Genomic DNA, 20,861 nt, shown 5'->3' with positions numbered 1-20,861 from the left:
GCGTCTACTCGATGCCCGCGCCGGTGTGGTCCAGGTGCTCGCGCACCGCTTCGATCACATGCTGCTGGCTTTCGGTCTGCGACAACGTGTGGTCGGCACCGGCCACCATCAGCATGCGGAAGTTCGGCTGGCCGCTCATGTGGCGACCACGTGGGCCGATGTGGTACTCGAGGTAGTCGAGCCCGTCGTCTTCCTCGGCCACGATCAGCAGGATGTCGGTGCCGCGCTCGCTCAGCAGCCGCATGTTGGCCAGCACGTTCTCTTCGCCCGGGGCCTGGCCGAGCAGCCGCCGCGCGGCGCGGGCAGCGCGCACGCGCGTCAGCGTGGCCAGGCGCCCGGCGATGCCGCGCACGTCGATGTCGCCCTTGATCAGCCGCTTGTAGGTCGCCGGCTCGAGCATTGCGCGCCGGTAGTAATGGCTGGACTTGTAGCTGCGCTGCATCGCGCTTTGCAGCGTCTCGCCTTCGCTCCAGTCGAGCCGGCGCGGGTTGATCAGCACCAGCCCCGTGACGCGCGGGTCTGCCAGCGCGGTCTGGAAGGCGACATAGGCGCCCGAGCACAGCCCGACCAGGATGAAGCGCTGCACGCCCAGGCCGGTCAGGCGCTCGATCGCGGCGCCGACGTCGACGGTCGAGCCCTTCGAATACAGCCGCGTGTTGGCATAGCCGGCGGCGCTGCGGCTGTCGCCGATGCCGGCCAGGTCGAAGCGCAGCGAGCGGTAGCCCCGGGCGGCCCAGGCGCGTGCCATCTTCACGTACAGCCGGTTCGGGCCGACACGGTGGTTGGTGCCGACGTTGAGCATCAGGATCGCAGTTTCGGCGCGGCCGCCGGCCTCGTCCAGCACCTCCGGCTCGGCCAGGATGCCGAACAGCCCATGCTCGTGGCCGAACAGCAGCGGGATTTCGCGCACGCCGCCAAACACCGCGTCGCGCTGCAGCGGCACGTCGGTGCCCGGGGCGCGGGGCTCGGGCACCGCGCCAGCGGGCTCGCCGGCGCGCAGCCAGCCGACGATGCCGTCAAGCGTTTCGGCCGGCACATCGAGTTCGTGCGGCTCGGCCATCATCGCCGCGTAGCCGGGCCATTCGACGACGGTGCTGTCGATGCCGGCTTCGCGGAAGGCGGCCGGCAGCGGGCCGGCACCCGGCAGGTCGTCGCGGGTGATGAACAGGGCCCGCGGGGCGGGCGGTGTGCTGCCCGGTTTGCCGTCCAGCGCCTGCAAGTCCTGCAGCGTCTGCGCGGTGTAGAGCGTGCCCATCGTTTCGAGGTCGTCACCACCGGTGTCGCCTGGGCGCGGCGTGTGCGCGCGCAGCGTGCCGGCGGCGCGCAGCTCGCGCGTGAAGGCGCGGCCGCTGGCGCAGGGCGCCCACAGCACGATGCTGTCGACGCCGCCGCGAACGCTGGCGACGTGGGTGGCCAGCGTGGCGCCGATGCGCACGCCGAACAGCGCCAGCCGCGGCGTGCCGGCCAGGCGCTGCACCTCGTCCAGCGCGGCGCTGATGCAGGCTTGCCACGCCACCACGCGGTCGGGGTCGGAGTCGCTGCCGATCGAGTCACCGGTGCCGTGGTAGTCGAAGCGGATCACCGCAAAGCCGTCGGCGGCCAGGCGTTCGGCCAGTTGGGTGTAGGTTTCGTAGGCGCAGGTGCCTTCGTAGCCGACGGGGCGGCAGAGCACGACGCCGGTGGCGCGCTGGGGCGCGCTGGGCGCGTGGTACCAGCCAAAGCAGCGCGTCTGGGCGGCACCGAAGGCGATCGGCACCGCGCCCGGAGCACTGTGGCTTGCGTCGGTCTGGGCCATCGGCTCCCTCATGGTTTTGTTCGGTCGCGCATGCGGACAATTTTCAGTATAGGGTTCACCTGCCCGGGCCCTGCGGGACGCAGATGCCCCGTCGCCCGACGGTCGGGCGGGGCGCAGGTAGCATCGATCGGATCCAACAAGCAAGGCACAGGAGCAGGCATGAAAGCGGTGTTCAACGGCGTGGTGGTGGCCGAGAGCGACGACACGGTGGTCGTCGAGGGCAACCACTATTTTCCCGAGGCGGCCTTGAAGCGCGAGTACACGAGCTTTTCCAACCACCGCACCAGCTGCGCGTGGAAGGGCCAAGCTCGCTACCTCAGCCTGCTGGTCAACGGGGAACTGAACAGCGACGCCGTCTGGTATTACCCGGAGCCCAGCGAGGCCGCTGCGCAGATCAAGAACCGTGTGGCCTTCGGCCGCGGGGTGCAGATTGTCGAGTAAAGCCGCGTGGCGGTGGATCCCCTGTCGCTGACCCTGGTCCACCGTCGCCGGCTGCGCGAAGTCTGGCGCTCGGCCGGCTGGCCTTGTCAGGATCTGGTCGAGGTTGAACTGCTGGCCGCCGGCTGGCTGGAACGCCGCTGCGACCCGCACGGCCGCGAGACATTGCGCGTCACCGACGCCGGCGTCCAGGCGCTGGCCGCGACGCTGCAGCGCAACCGCGCGGCGCGAGATGCCCACGAGGCGCTGGTGGCGCGTATTGCGGCCGAGATGCAGCGCGCCGGCCGGGTCGTCTGGCGCGGCCTGAGCCTGCGCGCGCCGGTGGCCGGCCAAGTGCAGGGGCCGGACGGCCAGGTGCTGCCGGTGACGCGCTGGGCGATGGCGATGCCGGACGTCTATTCGATCCGCCACACCACGGTCGAGGACTATGTCGAGCCGATCGTGCACGAGGTCAAGGTGCGGCGTGCCGACCTGCTGGGTGACTTGAAGCGGCCGACCAAGGGCGAGGCCTACCGCGCGCTGTGCGGTGAGTGCTGGTACGTGCTGAAGGCCGGCATCGGCGACGCCGACGAGGTGCCCGACGTCTACGGCGTGATGCTGGCGCACCCGGTGGTGGGCGCGCCGGAAAGCGCGGGCCTGGCCTTCGGCGCGCTGGAGGTCCTGCGGCCGGCGCCGAAGCGGCCGTTCCGGCTGCCGTTCGGCGTCTGGATGGCGCTGGCGCGTGCCAACGCAGAGCCGGCGGATGAGGAGTCGCCGCAGGGCCGGCTGGGCGCGCCCGAAATTGATCAACCATGATCGACCGGCGCCGGGCGGCCGCCGGCGAAGTGGTGAGGCCTGTCGCACAATCGTCGGTTGTTGACGCTGCCTGCGTGCCGGTGACCCGCCGGCTTGGTCGCAGGTGCCTGGCCCCATCACCGGAGATCCCTGTGCCTGCCATTGCCTCTTCGTCGCCCTTGCTGCCGTCCCCCCTCGCTCGCGCCGCGTCGGCGGCCTGCATCGCCCTCGCAGCCTGGACGGCTGCGCCGGTCTGGGCGACGGTGGCCAGCGGGCCTCAGGTGGCCTGGCAGGCGGCGGCGGCCGATGTCGACATCGAGAAGGCGTTTGCGCAGGGCAAGGCCGAGGGCAAGCCGGTGCTGGTGTACTGGGGCGCCAAGTGGTGCCCGCCGTGCAACCAGCTGAAGGCGACGCTGTTCAACCGGCAGGACTTCATCGAGCGATCGAAGAGTTTTGTCGCCGTCAGCATCGACGGTGACCTGCCGGGGGCGCAGAAGCTGGGCGCACGCTTCAAGGTGCGCGGCTACCCGACGATGATCCTGTTCAACACCGACGGTGCCGAGATCACCCGCCTGCCCGGCGAAGCCGATGCGCCAGCGGTGATGAACGTGCTGCAGATGGGCCTGGCCGGTGGCCGACCGGTCAAGACGGTGCTGGCCGAGGCGAAGGCCGGCAAGCCGGTGTCGGCCAACGAGTGGCGCATGCTGGCCTTCTATTCATGGGACACCGACGAGGCCCAGTTGGTGCCCGAGGCCGAGCGTGCACCGCTGCTGGCTCAGCTGGCCGGCAGCTGCCCGGTGGGCGAGACCGAGACCGCGACGCGCTTGCTGCTGAAGGCGCTGGTGGGCCAGGCCGAGATCGCACCGAATGCCAAACCGGGCATCAAGGTTGACGGCGCGGTGCGCGACCGGGTCAAGAAGCTGCTGGCCGATCCGGCGGCCACACGCAGCCAGATGGACGTGGTGGTGAACTTCGCGCCCGATCTGGCCAAGGCCCTGGCGCCGACCGCCGGGGCCGACCGCCAGGCCATCGTTGGTGCGCTGGATGCGGCGCTGGTACGCCTGCAAGGTGATGCGTCGCTGTCGCGTGCCGACCGCATGTCGGCGCTGATCGGCCGCGTCGATCTGGCGCGGCTGGAACAACCGAAGGACACGCTCCAGCCCAAGCTGCCTGAGGCGCTGATCAAGCAGGTGCGTGAAGAAGCCTCGCGCGCCGACAAGGAGGTCACCGAAGGCTATGAGCGCCAGGCCGTGATCACCTCGGCCGCCCACCTGCTGGGCGAGGCCGGGCTGTGGAAGGACAGCGATGCGCTGCTGCAGGCCAGCTTGCCGAAAAGCCACTCGCCGTATTACCTGATGAGCCAGCTGTCGGGCAACGCGAAGAAGCAAGGCCGCAAGGCCGAGGCGCTGAGCTGGTCGGAGCAGGCCTTCAACAAGAGCGAAGGCCCGGCGACGCGCCTGCAATGGGGCGCGAGCTACGTCGCCGCGCTGGTGGAGCTGGCACCGCAAGACGAGGCGAAGATCGAGAGGACCGTGTCGCAGCTGATCCGCGAGGCGGACGGCCAGCAGGGCGCGTTCTACGAGCGCAGCGCGCGCTCGATGCAGAAGGTCGGCGACAGGCTCGCCGCGTGGAACGCGAAGGGCCAGCACAAGGCGGTGGTCGAGCGGCTGCGCGCGCAGCTGACCCCCGTTTGCGCCAAGCTGCCGGCGGCAGACGCGCAGCGCGAGGCGTGCGACAAGGTGCTGAAGAAGGCCTGAGGCAGCGCCGGCGTCCGGTGTGGGTTTGCCGCCCATGCCGGCGGGCGCGCAGTCCGTCGTGTCGGGGGGCGTGTTCGTCGCAAGGCGGTACGCGGGGTGTGGGGCGGCGGCGAAGAATCATCGCCACTGAAACACAAAGAGGACGCTTCATGTCTGTGCCCACCCGTCGGTCAGCCGCTTTTCTGCGTACGCCGATGCGCTCGCTGGCCATGTCGACCTGTGTGGCCGCCAGCCTGGCTGCTGGCGTGCCTGCCCGGGCCGATACACCGCCGCCGCAATTCCCGTTGCGCGATTTCTTCCGCAACCCGGACAAGGGCTATTTCCGTCTGAGTGAGGACGGCCGATGGCTGGGCTTCATGCAGCCGGCCACCGGTGATGCCGGCGACATCAAGCGAATGAATGTCTTCGTGCAACCCCTTGAGGCGGGCAAGCCGGTCGGCGTTGCACGCCAGTTGACCCACGAGAGTGCGCGGGACGTGGCGATCTACCGTTGGAAAGGCAACGGCACCGTGCTGTACGAGAAGGATTTCGGCGGTGACGAGAACGTGCGCGTCGTGGCGGTCGACGTGGCCAGCGGCAAGCAGACGCCGCTGACGCCTGATGGCGGTGTGCGGGGCGGCATCGTTGACGAACTGGTCGACGATCCGGCGCACGTGCTGGTGCAGCACAACCAGCGCAACCGGGCCGCCTTCGACGTCTACCGCGTCAACGTGCGCACCGGCGCGTCGACGCTGGTGGCCGAGAACCCCGGCAACATCGTCGGCTGGACGGCCGACCACGACGGTCGCGTGCGCCTGGCGGTCGCCAGCGATGGCGTCAACAACACGGTGCTTCACCGTGCCACGGAGACCGGGCCGTTCAAGCCGCTGTTCTCGACCGACTTCCGGACCCAGGTCGGCCCAGCCTTCTTTGACTTCGACAACCAGCGCTTCTACGCGCTCAGCAACCGCGGCCGCGACAAGACCGCGCTGGTGTTGATCGACCCGGCCAAGCCCGAGGCCGAGCAGGTGGTTTACGTGCACCCCAAGGTCGATCTGGCGGGGGTGGCCTATTCGCAGAAACGCAAGGTGCTGACGCAGGCCGACTTCCAGGTCGAAAAGCCCGAGCGCCACCTGTTCGATGCGTCGATGAAGACGCTCTACGAACGGCTTGAGCGCCAGTTGCCAGGGCAGCAGATCATCCTGCAAAGCGCGAGCCGCGACGAGAAACAGTTCGTCGTCGCGTCGATGAGCGACCGCACGCCCGGTGCGCGCTACGTCTACGACGCGGCGAGCGACCGCTTGAGCAAGTTGGGCGACATCAATCCGCAGCTCCCGGCCCAGCAGATGGCGGCCATGCAGCCGATCAGCTACGCCGCCCGCGACGGCCTGGTGATACCCGGCTACCTGACCTTGCCACCGGGCCGGCCGGCGAAGAACCTGGCCTGCATCATCCATCCGCACGGGGGCCCATGGGCGCGCGACGGCTGGGGTTTCAACCCGGACGTCCAGTTCCTCGCCAACCGCGGCTACTGCGTGCTGCAGATGAACTTCCGCGGCTCGACAGGCTATGGCCGGCAGTACTGGGAAGCCAGCTTCGGCCAGTGGGGCCTGAAGATGCAAGACGACGTGACCGACGGCGCGAAGTGGCTGATCCAGCAAGGCATCGCCGATCCGAAGCGCATCGGCATCTACGGCGGCAGCTACGGGGGTTATGCGACGCTGGCCGGTGTCGCCTTCACGCCCGACCTGTACGCCGCGGCGGTGGACTATGTCGGTGTGTCCAACCTGTTCACTTTCATGAAGACGATCCCGCCGTACTGGGAGCCGATGCGCCAGCAGATGTACGCGATGGTTGGCAACCCGGACGACCCGAAGGACAAGGAGCGGCTCACCGCGACCTCACCGGCACTGCAGGCCCACAGGATCAAGGCGCCGCTGTTCATCGCCCAGGGCGCCAAGGACCCGCGGGTCAACAAGGCAGAGAGCGACCAAGTCGTCGAAGCGCTGAAGTCGCGTGGCGTCTCGGTGCAGTACCTGGTCAAGGACAACGAAGGCCATGGTTTCCAGAACGAAGAGAACCGGTTCGAGTTCTATAGCGCGATGGAAGCCTTCTTCGCCCAACACCTGAAACCGTAAATGTTGGCCCCCACGCCCCTCCCGGGGCTGCCTTGCAGGCCGCGCCGAGCCACAGGCTCGGCCCCTCGGCAGGCACAAGCAGTCCTCAGGACTGCTTGTGTCCGACCTCGGCCCCCCGTGGGGGCTCGCGCAGCGGACCGGCAGAGCCGGATCCGCGCACGCCACTTGGCGTGCGGCAGCCCCTGCGGGGTGCCGCCAGTCAGGCCTTGTTCAGGCCTTCGGCTTCCATTGCGGCCCTCACCGACGGGCGGGCGGCCACGCGGTCGCGGAAGGCGTTGAGGTTCTTCAGTGCACCCATGTCGACGCCGACGACCTTGCTCCAGTTGGTCACGGTGAACAAGTAGGCGTCGGCCACGCTGAACTCGTCGCCCAGCAGGTATTGCTTGCCTTCGAGTTGGCTGTCGACCCACTGCAGGCGTTCGCCGATGCGGGCGCGGTAGACGGCCTTGCCTTCTTCCGGCATCGCCGGATTGAACAGCGGTGAATAGCTCTTGTGCAGCTCGCTGGTGATGAAGTTCAGCCACTCCATCAGACGGTAGCGCTGCAGGCTGCCGGCCGGCGGCGCCAGCTTGGACATGGGCACCTGGTCGGCGATGTACTGCACGATGGCCGGGCCTTCGGTCAGGCGCTCGCCGTTGTCCAGCTCCAGCACCGGCACCTGGCCCTTGGGGTTGACCTGGTAGAAGTCGCTGCCGTCGGCCAGTTTCTTGGTCTTCGTCGAGGCCAAGGCAAGGTCGAAATTCAGGCCGGCCTCGCGCAACACGATGTGGGGTGACAGCGAGCAGGCGCCGGGGCTGTAGTAGAGCTTCATGGGGTCTCCTGGGTGGGTTCGCGGACGAAGCGGCGATCATCGGGCCAAAGACCAAGACCGGGGGGCGGCCAGGGGCTTCGCAAGCCTGCCAGGCAAACGCCATCGGATTGGCGGGCAGCCTCTGCTAGATTGCGCCGCATCCTCGCTCTGCTGTGACCACCCATGCCGCGTGCCATCCTTGCCGAAGCCCAGATCCACCCCGCGGTGCGTGAGCGCATCGCGCAGCACCAGTCGACCATCGTTGCCGAGGTGCAGCAGGCGGTGGCTGCCCACCCGGTCGTGGTGGTCGGCATGGCGATGAACCCGTTCCCACGCAAGGCCAGGCGCTTGCTCGATGCCGCCGGCGTGTCCTACCGCTACCTCAGTTATGGCAGTTACCTGAGCCAGTGGCGGCCACGTAACGCGCTGAAGATGTGGACCGGTTGGCCGACCTTGCCGATGGTCTTCGTTCAAGGGGTGCTGATCGGCGGTGCCGACGACCTCGAAGCGCTGATCGCCAGCGGCGAGTTGAAGCGCCTGCTGACCTCGGCACGTCCAGCGTGAGCGGACGGTTGGTGCGGCGCGCCGGCCGACGCGCCCATGGCGGCGCTTCGTGCGTGTCACCCCGCGTTTCATCCGCCGTGGCGAGCGCTCGGCGCCACTGCCTTCACAATCGCCGGCCATGAAGCAACAACGAGCCGTTTCCTTTCGCTGGGGGCTGCAGGCGGTGGTGGCCGCCGCAGTGCTCGGCCTCGGCGGGCCGACCACAGCGGCCGAGCCGACGCTCAGCTTGAAGCCGTGCCGCCTGAAGGGCTTCGAGCACGAAGCCCGGTGCGGTGTGCTGAAGCGCCCGCTCGATCCGACCCGCCCCGACGGGCCGCAGATCGACGTCCATTTCGCGGTGATGCCGGCCATCGCGCGCAACAAGAAGCCCGACCCGGTGCTGTTCTTCGCTGGCGGGCCGGGCCAGAGTGCGATCGGCCTGGCCGGGCCGGTGTCGCGCGTGCTGACCCGCTTTATGAACCGGCGCGATGTGATCCTGATCGACCAGCGTGGCACCGGCCGCAGCGCACCGCTGGACTGCGAACCCGAAGCGCCGACCCGGCCGTTGGCCGACACCATCAACCAGGGCCGGCAGGCCAGCCTGCTGCTGGCCTGTCGCGATGCGCTGCAAAAGCTGCCCTATGGTGACCTGCGCCAGTTCACCACGACGATCGCGATGGCCGATGCGGATGCGGTGCGCCGCGCGCTCGGCGCCGACAAGGTCAACGTGATGGGAGGCTCGTACGGCACCCGGGCGGCGCTGGAGTACATGCGCCAGTTTCCCGCCACTGTGCGGCGCGCGGTGATCGACGGTGTCGCACCGCCGGACATGGCCTTGCCCGGCTCGTTCTCCCCCGATGCGCAGCGCGCCTTCGATGCGCTGCTGGCCTCTTGCGAAGGGCCGCAGGCCGACGCCTCCTGTCGCCAGCGCTACCCGGGTCTGCGTACCCAATGGACGGCGGTGCTGGCCGCGATGCCTCGCGAAGTGGTGGTGCCGCACCCGGTGACCGGTCGCGACGAACGTTTCACGCTGACGCGTGACATGCTGGTCGGGCTGGTTCGCCTGCCGCTGTACGCGCCGTCGCTGGCCTCGGCGCTGCCGTTCGCGATCAGTGAAGCCGCGGCCGGGCGATACGGCGCGATCGTCGGCCTGGCGACCTCGATGGGCGGCAACAGCCGCGGGCTGGACCTCGCGATGGGCATGCACTTCTCGGTCGTCTGTGCCGAGGACATGCCGCGCCTGGGCAAGACCGGCGACAAGCCGGGCCCGGACTTCGGCGACGCCGCGTTGGCGTTGTACCGCGATGCTTGCGCGATCTGGCCCAAGGGCAACGTGCCGGCGGCCTTCTACACGATGCCACCGGCACCGGCAGCGACGCTGGTGATGTCCGGTGGCGCCGACCCGGTGACGCCGCCACGCCACGGCGAACGGGTCACCCAGGCGCTGGGCGCCAGGGCGCGCCACGTCGTCGTGCCGCATGCCGGCCACGGCCTGATGGCGCTGGGTTGCCTGCGGGACGTGATGTACCGCTTCGTCGACACCGAAGACGAAACCCAGGCGCTGGCGGCCGTGCTCGACGATGCGAAGTGCGCCACGCAGCTGCCGCGTCCACCGGCGTTCGCATTGCCCAGCCCGCCGCCGGCTTCAGCGCCGCCGCCGGCGCAGCCGGCCTCGGCCCCGGCGCCGCAAGTTCGCCGCGGACCGGACGACGCGCCTTCCTCGAAAGCCGACCGATGATCGAAGTCGAACAACTGGCCAAGCACTTCGTCCACGGGCATGGCAAGAAGGCGCGTGTCGTGCGCGCGGTGGACGGCGTGAACTGGCGCGCCAACGACGGCCGCATCACCGGGCTGCTCGGCCCCAATGGCGCCGGCAAGACGACGACGCTGCGCATGGTGGCTGCGCTGATCGCACCGGACGCCGGGCGGGTGCGTGTCGACGGCGTCGATGTGGTCGCCGAGCCGATGGCTGCGTTGGCCCGCATGGGTGTGCTGTCCGATGCGAGGGGCTTGTACCCGCGGCTGACGGCGCGCGAGAACATCGTCTACTACGGCCGCCTGCACGGCCTGAGCGGCGCGCAGGCCAGTGCCCGCGCCGATCAGCTGGCCAAGGTGCTGGAGATGGCGCCATTGCTCGACCGCCGTACCGACGGCTTCAGCCAGGGCGAAAAGATGAAAACGGCGCTGGCCCGCGCGTTGGTGCACAACCCGCCCAACATCATCCTGGACGAGCCGACCAACGGGTTGGACGTGCTGGCCACGCGCGCCTTGCGCGAAGCCTTGCGTCGGCTGCGCGACGACGAAGGCAAGTGCATCGTGTTCTCGACGCACATCATGCAAGAGGTCGAGCGCCTGTGCGACCACGTCGTCGTGATCTCGCACGGGCACACGGTGGCCGAGGGCACCGTGGCCGAGCTGTCGGCGCGTACGGGGCAGAGCGATTTCGAAGAAGCCTTCGTGGACCTGGCGTTCACGCCGACCGAACGCCACGACGCCGGTGAACTGGCAGGGGAGCAGACAACATGATGGCCCGATCCATGTGGGCGGTGTTTTGCAAGGAGTTGGTCGACGCGCTGCGCGACCGGCGCACGCTGTTGACGGTGTTCCTCAGCTCGGTGGCGATGGGCCCGCTGGTGCTGGTGCTGATCTCGACGCTGGTGTCCGACATCGAGAAACGCGCCGATGCGCGCGAGCTAACCGCGGTCGGCCTGGACCAGGCGCCGACGCTGCGCAACTACCTGCTGCGCCAGACCTACACGCTGCAGGTGGCGCCGCCGGATTACGAGAAGCTGTTGCGCGAAAGCAAGCTGGGCGACCCGGTGCTGGTGGTGCCGGCCAGCTTCGAGAACGATCTGGCCCGCGGTGAGGTGCCGGTGGTCGAGATCGTCACGTCGAGCGCCAACCAGCGGGCGCAAAGCGGTGTCGGCCGCTTGAGCGGGTTGATGGCCGGTTTCAACCGCGAACAGGGCACGTTGCGGCTGGCGGTGCGCGGTGTATCGCCGGGCGCGATGGAAGTGGTCGAGGTCGATGAGCGTGACCTGGCCAACCCGGCCTCGCGCGCCGCCCAGCTGACGGGCATGTTGCCGTTCTTCGTGCTGATGGCGGTGCTCTACGGCGCTTTGAACGCCGCGCTCGACACGACCGCGGGTGAGCGCGAGCGCGGGTCGCTCGAGCCGCTGCTGATGAACCCGGCGCCGCGGCTGGCGCTGGTGGTTGGCAAGTGGGGGGCGGTGGCGGCGGTCGGCATGCTGATCGCGGTGCTGTCGTCGTTCAGTTTCCTGCCCGGCCAGTGGTTGCTGAAGAGCGAGACGCTGGCGGCGATGTTCCAGTACGGCCTGACCGAGGCCACCGCCTTCCTGGCGCTGCTGTTGCCACTGGCCGGCGCGCTGTCGGCGCTGCTGATGGCGATCGCGATCCGCTGCAAGAGCTTCAAGGAAGCGCAGGCCAATGCGACGGTGGTGGTGCTGGTGGTTTCGCTGTTGCCGATGATGACGCTGTTCAACCAGGACGGCGAGAAGCCGTGGCACCTGTGGGTGCCCGCATTGGCGCAATCGACGTTGATGGCGCGGGTGCTCAAGGGCGAGCCGATCAATGCGTGGGACCTGGCGGTGCCAGCGATCGGCAGCGTGCTGTTGGCGGGGGCCTGCCTGGTTTTTCTGGCGCGGCAGTTCGCAAAGGCGGCCGTCCGCTGAGGCGGCCATCGCGATGAACGACGCGGAGGATCGGGCCTGGCGGTGAGCCGGCGACGTTCGCCCCATGCGGCCGCCGGGGCGGCCACGCGATGCCGGTGTTCGGATGGATGATCGCGCGGGGAGGGGGCGTCGCTGCGTCGCCTGTCAGGCCGCTTGAACTACTCGCCAGACCTCGTCTTGCCACGGCAACTGGCAGACCAGCCGGCTCAGGTGCAACGCCGATTCGCGGGCCGCCAGCAGTTCGCCGTGGTCGCCGACCAGGCGCAGGTTGGTCACCACGCACAGCGGGTTGGCCATTGCCACGACGCCGTCGGCGATCTGGACCCAGTCCCAGGCCAAGCCGGCCTGGCCCTCGTCGAAGTGCTCGCTCCACACGGTTTGACCCGCGCAGGGCGTGCTTCGGCTGCCCGAGGTGGTCACCCGAGTGCCCAAGTGGACAAATCTTGCCTTACGCTTGATGCTGGCCTGACAGAAAATGGCGGGCCAGGCGTAAAGCGCCCAGGGGGGTGGCATGGAGACGCAGGAGGTCGTGAGCATGATGGCCTTCTTCTTCGTCCGAACAGCCCGAAGTCTGGAGAGGTCGTGTTGCACCGACTAGCTGTCAATCCTGTCAGGGTGTTGTGATGAGTGGCACCATGTTGAGCCACAGTTATCTGTCGATCATGGAGGCGAAGTCGATCGAGGACTTCCGTGGCCAGATCGTCCATTTCGCCAACGAGCTGGGTTTCCAGTACGTGTCGGCGCTGACCGTGGTCGACCATTCGCTGACGCGCTCGGATTTCGTCAGTGTCGATAACATGCCGATCGACTTCCGCGAAGCTGGTGCATCGGCGGCCGACAACCAGCGCCGCGACCCGGTGATGCAGCATTGCAAGCGCGGGGCGGTGCCGATCGTTTGGGACCAGGAGACCTACCTCCGCCAGGGCGCCATCGACGTCTGGGAGGAACAGGCCGCTTTCGGTTACCGCACCGGCATAGCGCTGGCGCTGCATTTGCCGGAAGGGCGCCACTTCATGCTGGGCGTGGACCGCGACCAGACGCTGCCCAAGGAGGCCGGCGAGCTGACCCGCATGGTGGCGCACCTGCAGCTGTTCGCGGTGCATGCGCAGGACACGGCGCTGCGCCTGTTCGTGCCGGCTGAACAGCTGGTCGAGACACCGTCGCTGACGCCGCGTGAGCTCGAAGCGCTGCGCTGGACGATGGAAGGCAAGACGGCCTGGGAGGTCGGCAGCATCCTCGGCATCAGCGAGCGCACGGCGGTGCTGCACATCCAGAATGCCATGCGCAAATTGGGCTCGGTCAACAAGCACCAGGCGGTGCTGAAAGCACTTCGGCTCGGTCTCATTCATTGAGGTCCCGGGTGCCTTTGTGACGGGCGGTTACGGGCACCTGTAAGAGTTGACAGTGTTCGAAATAGGGGGCGATTGCTTCAATGGCGGTACGCGCTGAGTCAGCGTTTCACCGCCCCGGAGTCCCCATGAAGCAAGCCCTGTTGTCCCTGATCCGCCCCGTGTTGCGTCATCCGGTGGCCGAGCCTGTGCCGGCTGTTGGTCTGCGGGAGCTTGACCGCGCCGAGTTGCGCTTGGTCGGTGGCGGCTCCAGCGAAACGGACCTGCCCAAGACGGGCTGGTAAGCACCCAGTCACCCATGCCATTTGTGATGCGTCCGCGCAGCTGACGGGACGCGTTCACTGACCCTTCATCAACCGAATCCCTCCACAACCAGCGTCGGGCTTGTTGGCAATACCGTCAAGGTGTCGCTCCCAAGTTTGGCTTGGTTGACTTTCAAGGTGCTGGCGGCGTTCCGCCGCCAGCACCTCTTTTTTTGGGCGCGACGGTGAGGAGGGTGGGGTCGGGTGCTCGCGCCGCGCCGCGGGCCTAACGAGAATTCGTGGCTGACCGAACGCTGGGGCGTTCAATGCGGCGCCATCGGCCCGGGATGGGTCTGCGTCTCCAGCTGCGTCAGCCAGTGCATCGCATGCACGCGGTCGGGTCCGCACATCGCCGCTGACGGCTGAAGCGACCCGCAAACCACCGGCCGTCGCGGGTCGCCGAACAGGCGGCAGCGCCGGGCCTCGTCCAACTGCACGCATGGCACGCCGGCCGGCTTGCCATGGGGCATGCCGGGGATCGGGCTGGAGATCGATGGGGCGGTGCAGCAGGCGCCGCAACCGGTGCGGCAGGCCAGTGAGGCGGTCGTCATGTCCGGCATTCTCACCGTCTCGGGTGGGGTGAGAGCTTCCGGTGTGCGCATTTACTCACATCATGGGGTGTCGCGGCGGCACATGCCAAGCGGGTGATCGCTGCGGTTCGTGACGTGGAAGGTGGCCCTCTTTAAAATCAACACCTTGCGCGCGAGTTCGCGCCTGTCCCCGTGATTGGAAGCGCCCGTGCTGTATCCCCAGGAATTCGACGTCATCGTGGTTGGTGGTGGCCACGCCGGTACTGAAGCGGCCTTGGCCTCTGCCCGCATGGGCTGTGCCACGCTGCTGCTGAGCCACAACATCGAGACGCTGGGGCAGATGAGCTGCAACCCGTCGATCGGCGGGATCGGCAAGGGCCACCTGGTCAAAGAGGTCGATGCGCTGGGCGGTGCGATGGCGCTGGCCACCGACGAAGCGGGCATCCAGTTCCGCATCCTCAATTCGAGCAAAGGCCCGGCGGTGCGCGCGACGCGGGCCCAGGCTGACCGGGTGCTTTACAAGGCGGCGATCCGCCGCCGGCTCGAGAATCAGCCGAACCTGTGGATCTTCCAGCAAGCCGTTGACGACCTGATGGTCGAGGGTGACCGGGTGGTCGGTGCGGTGACGCAGGTCGGCATCCGCTTTCGCGCCCGCGCGGTCGTGCTGACGGCGGGCACCTTCCTCGATGGTCGAATCCATGTCGGGCTGCAGAATCACAGCGGCGGCCGGGCCGGCGATCCGCCGGCGGTCAGCCTGTCGGCCCGGTTGAAGGAGTTGAAGCTGCCGCAGGGTCGTCTGAAGACCGGCACGCCGCCACGCATCGACGGCCGCTCGATCGACTTCTCCCTTCTCACCGAGCAGGCGGGGGGCCTGGACCCGGTGCCGGTGTTCAGCTTCATGGGGGCTGCGGCGATGCACCCGCGCCAGGTGCCGTGCTGGATCACCCATACAAGCGCCCTGACGCACGAGATCATCCGCTCCGGTTTCGACCGCAGCCCGATGTTCACCGGTGTCATCGAAGGGGTGGGGCCGCGCTACTGCCCGAGCATCGAAGACAAGGTCAACCGCTTTGCCGACAAGGACAGCCACCAGATCTTCCTCGAGCCCGAGGGCCTGACGACGAACGAGTTCTACCCGAACGGCATTTCGACCTCGCTGCCGTTCGACGTGCAGCTTGCGGCAGTGCGTTCGATGCCGGGGCTGGCCAATGCGCACATCCTGCGGCCGGGCTACGCGATCGAGTACGACTACTTCGACCCCCGTGAGCTGAAAAGCAGTTTCGAGACGCGGGCCATTGCCGGCCTGTACTTCGCCGGCCAGATCAATGGCACCACCGGCTACGAAGAGGCGGCGGCGCAAGGCCTGTACGCCGGCGTCAACGCTGCCCGGGCTGCCCGCAGCGAAGAGCCTCTGTCGCTGCGGCGTGACCAGGCCTACCTCGGGGTGCTGGTCGACGACCTGGTGACCAAGGGCGTGACGGAGCCTTACCGCATGTTCACCAGCCGGGCAGAGTTTCGACTCCAGCTGCGCGAGGACAACGCCGACGCCCGCCTGACAGAGCTGGGCCGGACGCTCGGTCTGGTCGATGACGAACGCTGGACCGCCTTCAACCGCAAGCGTGACGCGCTGGCCCGCGAGGCCGAGCGGCTGCGCTCGACCTGGGTCCACCCGGGAATCCTGCCCACTGCCGCCGCCGAAGCGATGCTCGGCAAGGCGATCGAGCGCGAGTACAACCTGGCCGATCTGCTGCGGCGCCCCGGGATTGGTTTCGACCAGGTGGCTGCGGTCGCCGCGGTGGCTCGTCCGGAGGCCGGTGTTTCACGTGAAACGTTGCATGCCGAATTGGGCGGCGAACTGGCTGATGTGTTGATCGAGCAGCTGGAGATCTCGATCAAGTACGCCGGCTACATCGACAAGCAGGTCGATGAGGTCGAGCGATCGTTGGCCTACGAGAACCTGGCCCTGCCCGCCGAGCTGGACTATGGGCAGGTCACGGCATTGAGCTTCGAGGTGCGCCAGAAGCTGAGTCGCCACCGTCCCGAGACACTGGGCCAGGCGGCTCGCATCTCCGGTGTCACACCGGCCGCCATTTCACTGCTGCTGGTGCATCTGAAGAAGAAGCGCTTTGCCGGCTTCCTGGCTGTCGATCCGGCGGCCGCCAATGACGCGGCGGGGCAGGGCGGACAGCCGCGCCCGGTGGCGGGCGCCGCCGATGCGGCCTGAATCCCCAGTCCCCGGTGCTCGGCCGGGAGCGGGCGCCGCCTTGTGCCGGTCGTTTGACGGCACGGTCGCGATCACCAAAGCGGCGTCTTTCCGCCTGGCGTCGCCGTCGCCACCCCGGTTCCGGCTTGAACTCATGCCCACAACGTGACCACTGCTTTCCCGCACCCACTCGCTGCCGCGCTGCAGCAAGGCCTGGGCGCCTTGCGGCTGCCCGTGTCCCCCGACACCGAGGCCAGGCTGTTGCGCTACCTGGATCTCATCGCGCACTGGAACCGGGTCTACAACCTGACGGCGATTCGCGAGCCCCAGGCGATGTTGACCCAGCACCTGCTGGATTGCCTGGCCATCGTCGGGCCGCTGAGTCGAGAGCTCGGTGAAGCGTCGCCCCGGCGCATCCTGGACGTCGGCAGCGGTGCGGGCCTGCCCGGCGCGGTGCTGGCGATCTGTCGGCCGGATTGGCAGGTGACCTGTGTGGACGCGGTGGCCAAGAAGGCGACCTTCATACGCCAGGTCGCGGCGGAGCTGCAGCTGCCGAACCTGACCGCCAGCCATCAGCGGGTCGAGGCGATGGAGGGGCCGGGCTTCGACCTGATCACGTCGCGTGCGTTTGCGACGCTGGCGGACTTCGTGAACCTGACCCGCCAGCGCTTGGCACCGGAGGGCTGCTGGGTGGCCATGAAAGCCCACTTGACGGATGCCGAGCGTCTGGCAGTACCGGCCGGCGTGTCGGTGTTTCACGTGGAACAGTTGACCGTTCCAGGGCTGGACGCGGCGCGCTGCCTGGTGTGGATGCGACCCGACGTGGGCTGAGAGTCTGCCGGTCTTTCGCGCAGCCCGCCCATTCCGGCCTCGATCGGCGCTCAATGGCGCGGGTGAACCCGCAAAGCTTCCAGGCCGTCGAGGCGGCCGGTTGTCACCATCCGGCGCTGTTCACAGCCCATCCCCAGTGAATTCACCGGCCTGCCCACAGAGTTGTCCACAGACACCGAGTGCGCGGACGGCGACAATCCACGCCATGTCCCGAATCTTCTGCATTGCCAACCAGAAAGGCGGCGTTGGCAAGACGACCACCTCCGTCAATCTGGCCGCCGGCCTGGCGCGGGTCGGGCAGCGGGTGCTGCTGGTCGACCTCGACCCGCAGGGCAATGCGACCATGGGCTCGGGCGTCGACAAACGCAAGCTCGAATCCAGCGTCTATGACGTGCTGCTGGAAAGCGCCAGCGTCACCGAAGCGCGTGTCCGGTCGGAGCAGGGGGGCTACGACGTGCTCGGCGCCAACCGCGAGCTGGCCGGCGCCGAGGTCGAGCTGGTCGGCCTGGAGCATCGCAACGAGCGGCTGCGGCGTGCTCTGAAGGCGGCCGATGCCGACTACGACTTCGTGCTCATCGACTGCCCACCCAGCTTGAGCCTGCTGACGCTGAACGGCCTGTGCAGTGCCCACGGCGTGATCGTGCCGATGCAGTGCGAGTACTTTGCGCTCGAAGGGCTGACGGACCTCGTCAACACCATCAAGCAGGTGCATGCCAACCTGAACCGCGACCTCGAGCTGATCGGGCTGTTGCGCGTGATGTTCGACCCTCGCATCACCTTGCAAACCCAGGTCAGCGACCAGCTGAAGGCGCACTTCGGCGACAAGGTGTTCAACACCGTGATCCCACGCAATGTGCGTCTGGCCGAAGCGCCCAGCTACGGTTTGCCCGGCGTTGTTTTCGATCCGGCGGCCAAGGGTGCGCAGGCCTTCATCGACTTCGCGCGCGAGATGGTCGAGCGGGTCGGCAGCCGCGCCGCCACCGCCACCCCGGCCTGACCGGCCGGGCTTTTGAATTTGCTGAAACTTGCCTGCGGGCGCTTCGGCACAATTTGCCCGGGCCACCGGGGCCCACAACCAAAAAACCCACAGGGATCACTGCCTTGAAATCGACCTCGACCGAGACCCTCGCCGACGCCACGAACCCGGGCGCTGCTGCCGGCGCCCGCCCGACCAGCCGTCTGTCCACGCTGTTTGCGATCGCCGCCTTGACCGCCACGCTGGGCGGTTGTGGCGGTGGTGGCGGCGACAGTGGGACCACGCCGTTTCCACCCCCGCCGCCGCCACCCCCGCCCGCGGCCAGCGATTCGCCGCAGGTCTGCGCACCCACCAACCCGTACCGCGGCGATGCGCTGGATCCGACCTCGGTCGGCACCCTGGCCAACGAAAAGGCCTGGCTGCACAGCTACATGAGCGACGCCTACCTCTGGACCAGCGAGATGCCCACTGTCGACGCCGGCAGTTCGTCGTTCAGCAATACGTCGGACGTCTACGGCTCGCTCGAGAACTACTTCAATGCGCTGCTGACACCGAACCGCACGGCGTCGGGCAAGCTGCGCGACGAGTTCAGCTTCATCTACCCGACCAAGGAATGGAACGACCTGATGAATTCGGGCGCGACCTCCGGCTACGGCATCGAGTGGTACTGGGACTCGCCAACCCCGCCGCGCGGCTTGCGCGTCGCCTACGTCGAGCCGGGCTCGCCCGCTGCCATGGCGGGTGTGCTGCGCGGCGACCGCCTGCTCACCGCTGATGGCGTCAGTGCCGACACCAACACCCAGTCGGGTGTTGACGCGCTGAACGCCGCGCTGTTCCCGAGCGCCAACGGCCAAACCCACAACTTCAGTTTCAGCCGTACCGGCAGCGGCACGCTCAGCAAGAGCGTGACCAGCGCAACGGTCACCAAGCAACCGGTGCCGACCACGATGGTGATCGACAACGCCGGCAGCAAGGTCGGCTACGTCGTCTTCAACGACCACATCGCCAGCTCCGAGCAGAAACTGATCGATGCGGTCAACACGCTGAAGGCGGCCGCCGTCACCGACCTGGTGCTGGACCTGCGCTACAACGGCGGCGGCTATCTGTACCTGGCCAGCGAGCTGTCCTACATGATCGCGGGCAGCAGCCGCACCAACGGCAAGGTGTTCGAACAGCTGCAGTACAACAGCAAGCGCAGCGACGAAACGAACAGCGACGACGCGAAGACCCCATTCTTCAGCACGTCGTGCATCCTCGACGCGAACTTCAACTGCTCGAACCAGCAGCCGCTGCCGACGCTGAACTTGTCGCGCGTCACCGTCATCACCACCGGCTCGACCTGCTCGGCGAGCGAGGCGGTCATCAACGGCCTGCGGGGCATCGATGTCGAAGTCCGGGTGATCGGCAGCACGACCTGCGGCAAGCCTTACGGCTTCACAGCCAAGGACAACTGCGGCATCTCGTACTTCCCGATCGAGTTCAAGGGCGTCAACGCCAAAGGCTTTGGCGACTACGCCGACGGCTTCACCGCGTCGTGCCCGGCCAGCGACGACTTCGATCACGCGATGGGCGATACCGACGAAGGCATGCTGAACGCTGCGCTGTACAACCTGCAGCACGACGCCTGCAGCCTGGCCGCTGCGCAAACGGCACGTCGCTCGGCCTTGGCGCTCGGCGCCGATGCCCGGCCGCGCCTGCTGCGTGGCCTGGAGCGCGAAAGCCGGGTCGTGATCCCGCGTCGCTGAGGCGCTTCGGACCTTGCGGCGGGAGAGGGACTCGCCGCCGCACCCCAGAGGGCTCGGTCTTACAAACCGAGCCCTTCGTCCTTGCCGAGGTGCACGTTCATCGCCTGCACCGCCGCCCCGCTGGCCCCTTTGCCGAGGTTGTCCAGCCGGGCGATCAGGATGGCCTGGCGCTCGTGCGCGAAGACGAAGATGTCGACCCGGTTGGTGTCGTTGCAGGCCTGGACGTCGAAGAAGCCGGTCTCGAGCGTGGCTGGGTCCGACAGCGACATCACCCGCACGAAGCGCTCATGCGAGTAGCGGGCTGACAAGGCATCGTGCAGCTGGGCACCGGTCACCATGCCGGGCAGTTCCGACAGATGCAAGGGCACACTCACCGCCAAGCCCTTGTAGAAAGGGCCGACGATCGGCATGAACACCGGGGGCGTCTGCAACCCGGTGTGGGCCCTCATCTCGGGCAGATGCTTGTGCTGCAGCCCCAGGCCGTATGGGCGTGGGGCGTCGAGCGTGCGGTCGCCACCGGCCTCGTACTGCTCGATCATCTTCTTGCCGCCGCCGGAGTAACCGGTGATGGACGTGGCGCTGACCGGCGTTTCCGCCGGAACCAGCCCGGCGTCGATCAACGGCCGCAGCAGCATGATGAACGCGGTCGAATGGCAGCCCGGGTTCGAGATGCGCTTGGACTGGCGGATCAGCTCGCGCTGGTCGGGGGCCAGTTCCGGCAGCCCGAAGGTCCAGCCCGGGGCCGTCCGATGCGCGGTGCTGGCGTCGATCAGGCAGGTGCGCGGGTTGGTGACCATCGCGGCCGCTTCGCGCGACGCGGCATCGGGCAGGCACAAGAAGGCGACGTCGGCCGCGTTCAGCAGGCGCGCACGTTCGGCTGCGTCCTTGCGCTTGTCGGCATCGATTTTCATCATCTCGATGTCACCGCGCATGGCGAGGTATTCGTGGATACGCAAGCCGGTGGTGCCTTCCTGGCCGTCGACAAACACGCGGGTGGTCATGGGCAATCCTTGTGGTGG

General features: G+C 68.0%; 19 protein-coding genes. 14 read left to right on the top strand and 5 right to left on the bottom strand.

What is annotated here, in order from left to right; all coding sequences use genetic code 11:
* Positions 1-4: 4 nt before the first annotated feature.
* On the bottom strand, positions 5-1,795 hold the full coding sequence (locus VFY73_RS23295; RefSeq protein WP_329723295.1) for an alpha/beta fold hydrolase: 1,791 nt from the start codon (positions 1,793-1,795) through the stop codon (positions 5-7).
* 159 nt (positions 1,796-1,954) lie between these two features.
* On the opposite strand from VFY73_RS23295, the gene VFY73_RS23290 reads away from it, so the two are divergent.
* The 4 genes from VFY73_RS23290 (at position 1,955) to VFY73_RS23275 (ending at position 6,881) form a co-directional block, all read left to right on the top strand.
* On the top strand, positions 1,955-2,236 hold the full coding sequence (locus VFY73_RS23290; RefSeq protein ID WP_329723293.1) for a DUF427 domain-containing protein: 282 nt from the start codon (positions 1,955-1,957) through the stop codon (positions 2,234-2,236).
* 6 nt (positions 2,237-2,242) lie between these two features.
* The gene (locus tag VFY73_RS23285; protein WP_329723291.1) at positions 2,243-3,028 is read left to right on the top strand and encodes a hypothetical protein; all 786 of its coding nucleotides are present in this window, start codon (positions 2,243-2,245) and stop codon (positions 3,026-3,028) included.
* Between the two features lie 131 nt (positions 3,029-3,159).
* Positions 3,160-4,764, top strand: coding sequence for a thioredoxin family protein (locus VFY73_RS23280; protein WP_329723289.1), 1,605 nt, complete (start codon positions 3,160-3,162; stop codon positions 4,762-4,764).
* A gap of 194 nt (positions 4,765-4,958) precedes the next feature.
* Entirely contained in the window at positions 4,959-6,881 is a 1,923-nt protein-coding gene (locus tag VFY73_RS23275) for a S9 family peptidase (RefSeq protein ID WP_329723370.1), read from the top strand.
* 199 nt (positions 6,882-7,080) lie between these two features.
* Here the strand turns inward: VFY73_RS23275 and gstA are convergent, their stop codons facing one another.
* Complete coding sequence (gene gstA / locus VFY73_RS23270) at positions 7,081-7,692, bottom strand: glutathione transferase GstA (RefSeq protein ID WP_329723287.1); 612 nt, start codon at positions 7,690-7,692, stop codon at positions 7,081-7,083.
* Between the two features lie 162 nt (positions 7,693-7,854).
* Between gstA and VFY73_RS23265 the strand changes: the two genes are divergently transcribed.
* From VFY73_RS23265 to VFY73_RS23250, 4 genes are all read left to right on the top strand, one after another.
* Complete coding sequence (locus tag VFY73_RS23265) at positions 7,855-8,235, top strand: glutaredoxin (RefSeq protein WP_329723285.1); 381 nt, start codon at positions 7,855-7,857, stop codon at positions 8,233-8,235.
* A gap of 118 nt (positions 8,236-8,353) precedes the next feature.
* Complete coding sequence (locus VFY73_RS23260) at positions 8,354-9,952, top strand: alpha/beta hydrolase (protein ID WP_329723283.1); 1,599 nt, start codon at positions 8,354-8,356, stop codon at positions 9,950-9,952.
* Positions 9,949-10,740: an ATP-binding cassette domain-containing protein gene (locus VFY73_RS23255; RefSeq protein WP_329723281.1), complete on the top strand. Its 792-nt coding sequence runs from the start codon at positions 9,949-9,951 to the stop codon at positions 10,738-10,740. Before VFY73_RS23260 ends, VFY73_RS23255 begins: the two co-directional genes overlap by 4 nt.
* Positions 10,737-11,906 (top strand): ABC transporter permease, encoded by a 1,170-nt coding sequence (locus VFY73_RS23250; RefSeq protein WP_329723279.1) that lies wholly within the window; start codon positions 10,737-10,739, stop codon positions 11,904-11,906. The genes VFY73_RS23255 and VFY73_RS23250 overlap by 4 nt, the downstream gene beginning before the upstream one ends.
* A 144-nt stretch (positions 11,907-12,050) precedes the next feature.
* Here the strand turns inward: VFY73_RS23250 and VFY73_RS23245 are convergent, their stop codons facing one another.
* Positions 12,051-12,281: a hypothetical protein gene (locus VFY73_RS23245; protein WP_329723277.1), complete on the bottom strand. Its 231-nt coding sequence runs from the start codon at positions 12,279-12,281 to the stop codon at positions 12,051-12,053.
* 260 nt (positions 12,282-12,541) lie between these two features.
* On the opposite strand from VFY73_RS23245, the gene VFY73_RS23240 reads away from it, so the two are divergent.
* Both VFY73_RS23240 and VFY73_RS23235 read left to right on the top strand, forming a co-directional pair.
* Positions 12,542-13,258: a LuxR family transcriptional regulator gene (locus VFY73_RS23240; RefSeq protein WP_329723275.1), complete on the top strand. Its 717-nt coding sequence runs from the start codon at positions 12,542-12,544 to the stop codon at positions 13,256-13,258.
* Between the two features lie 125 nt (positions 13,259-13,383).
* Entirely contained in the window at positions 13,384-13,539 is a 156-nt protein-coding gene (locus VFY73_RS23235; protein WP_329723273.1) for a hypothetical protein, read from the top strand.
* A 281-nt stretch (positions 13,540-13,820) separates the two neighbouring features.
* Here the strand turns inward: VFY73_RS23235 and VFY73_RS23230 are convergent, their stop codons facing one another.
* Positions 13,821-14,108, bottom strand: coding sequence for a YkgJ family cysteine cluster protein (locus VFY73_RS23230; protein ID WP_414654516.1), 288 nt, complete (start codon positions 14,106-14,108; stop codon positions 13,821-13,823).
* 187 nt (positions 14,109-14,295) lie between these two features.
* Here VFY73_RS23230 and mnmG point away from each other — a divergent pair, with 187 nt between their 5' ends.
* The 4 genes from mnmG (at position 14,296) to VFY73_RS23210 (ending at position 19,842) form a co-directional block, all read left to right on the top strand.
* Positions 14,296-16,311, top strand: a complete 2,016-nt coding sequence (gene mnmG / locus VFY73_RS23225) for a tRNA uridine-5-carboxymethylaminomethyl(34) synthesis enzyme MnmG (protein WP_329723271.1) — start codon at positions 14,296-14,298, stop codon at positions 16,309-16,311.
* A 144-nt stretch (positions 16,312-16,455) separates the two neighbouring features.
* The gene (gene rsmG / locus VFY73_RS23220; protein ID WP_329723269.1) at positions 16,456-17,121 is read left to right on the top strand and encodes a 16S rRNA (guanine(527)-N(7))-methyltransferase RsmG; all 666 of its coding nucleotides are present in this window, start codon (positions 16,456-16,458) and stop codon (positions 17,119-17,121) included.
* A 205-nt stretch (positions 17,122-17,326) separates the two neighbouring features.
* Positions 17,327-18,118: an AAA family ATPase gene (locus tag VFY73_RS23215; RefSeq protein ID WP_329723267.1), complete on the top strand. Its 792-nt coding sequence runs from the start codon at positions 17,327-17,329 to the stop codon at positions 18,116-18,118.
* A 104-nt stretch (positions 18,119-18,222) separates the two neighbouring features.
* Positions 18,223-19,842: a S41 family peptidase gene (locus tag VFY73_RS23210; protein WP_329723265.1), complete on the top strand. Its 1,620-nt coding sequence runs from the start codon at positions 18,223-18,225 to the stop codon at positions 19,840-19,842.
* 59 nt (positions 19,843-19,901) lie between these two features.
* Here VFY73_RS23210 and argC read toward each other — a convergent pair whose 3' ends face one another.
* Positions 19,902-20,843, bottom strand: a complete 942-nt coding sequence (gene argC / locus VFY73_RS23205) for an N-acetyl-gamma-glutamyl-phosphate reductase (RefSeq protein ID WP_329723263.1) — start codon at positions 20,841-20,843, stop codon at positions 19,902-19,904.
* Positions 20,844-20,861: the final 18 nt, after the last annotated feature.

This window comes from Ideonella sp., assembly GCF_036277275.1.
GTDB lineage: Bacteria > Pseudomonadota > Gammaproteobacteria > Burkholderiales > Burkholderiaceae_C > Ideonella.
This window is presented reverse-complemented; position numbering and strand designations above follow the sequence as displayed.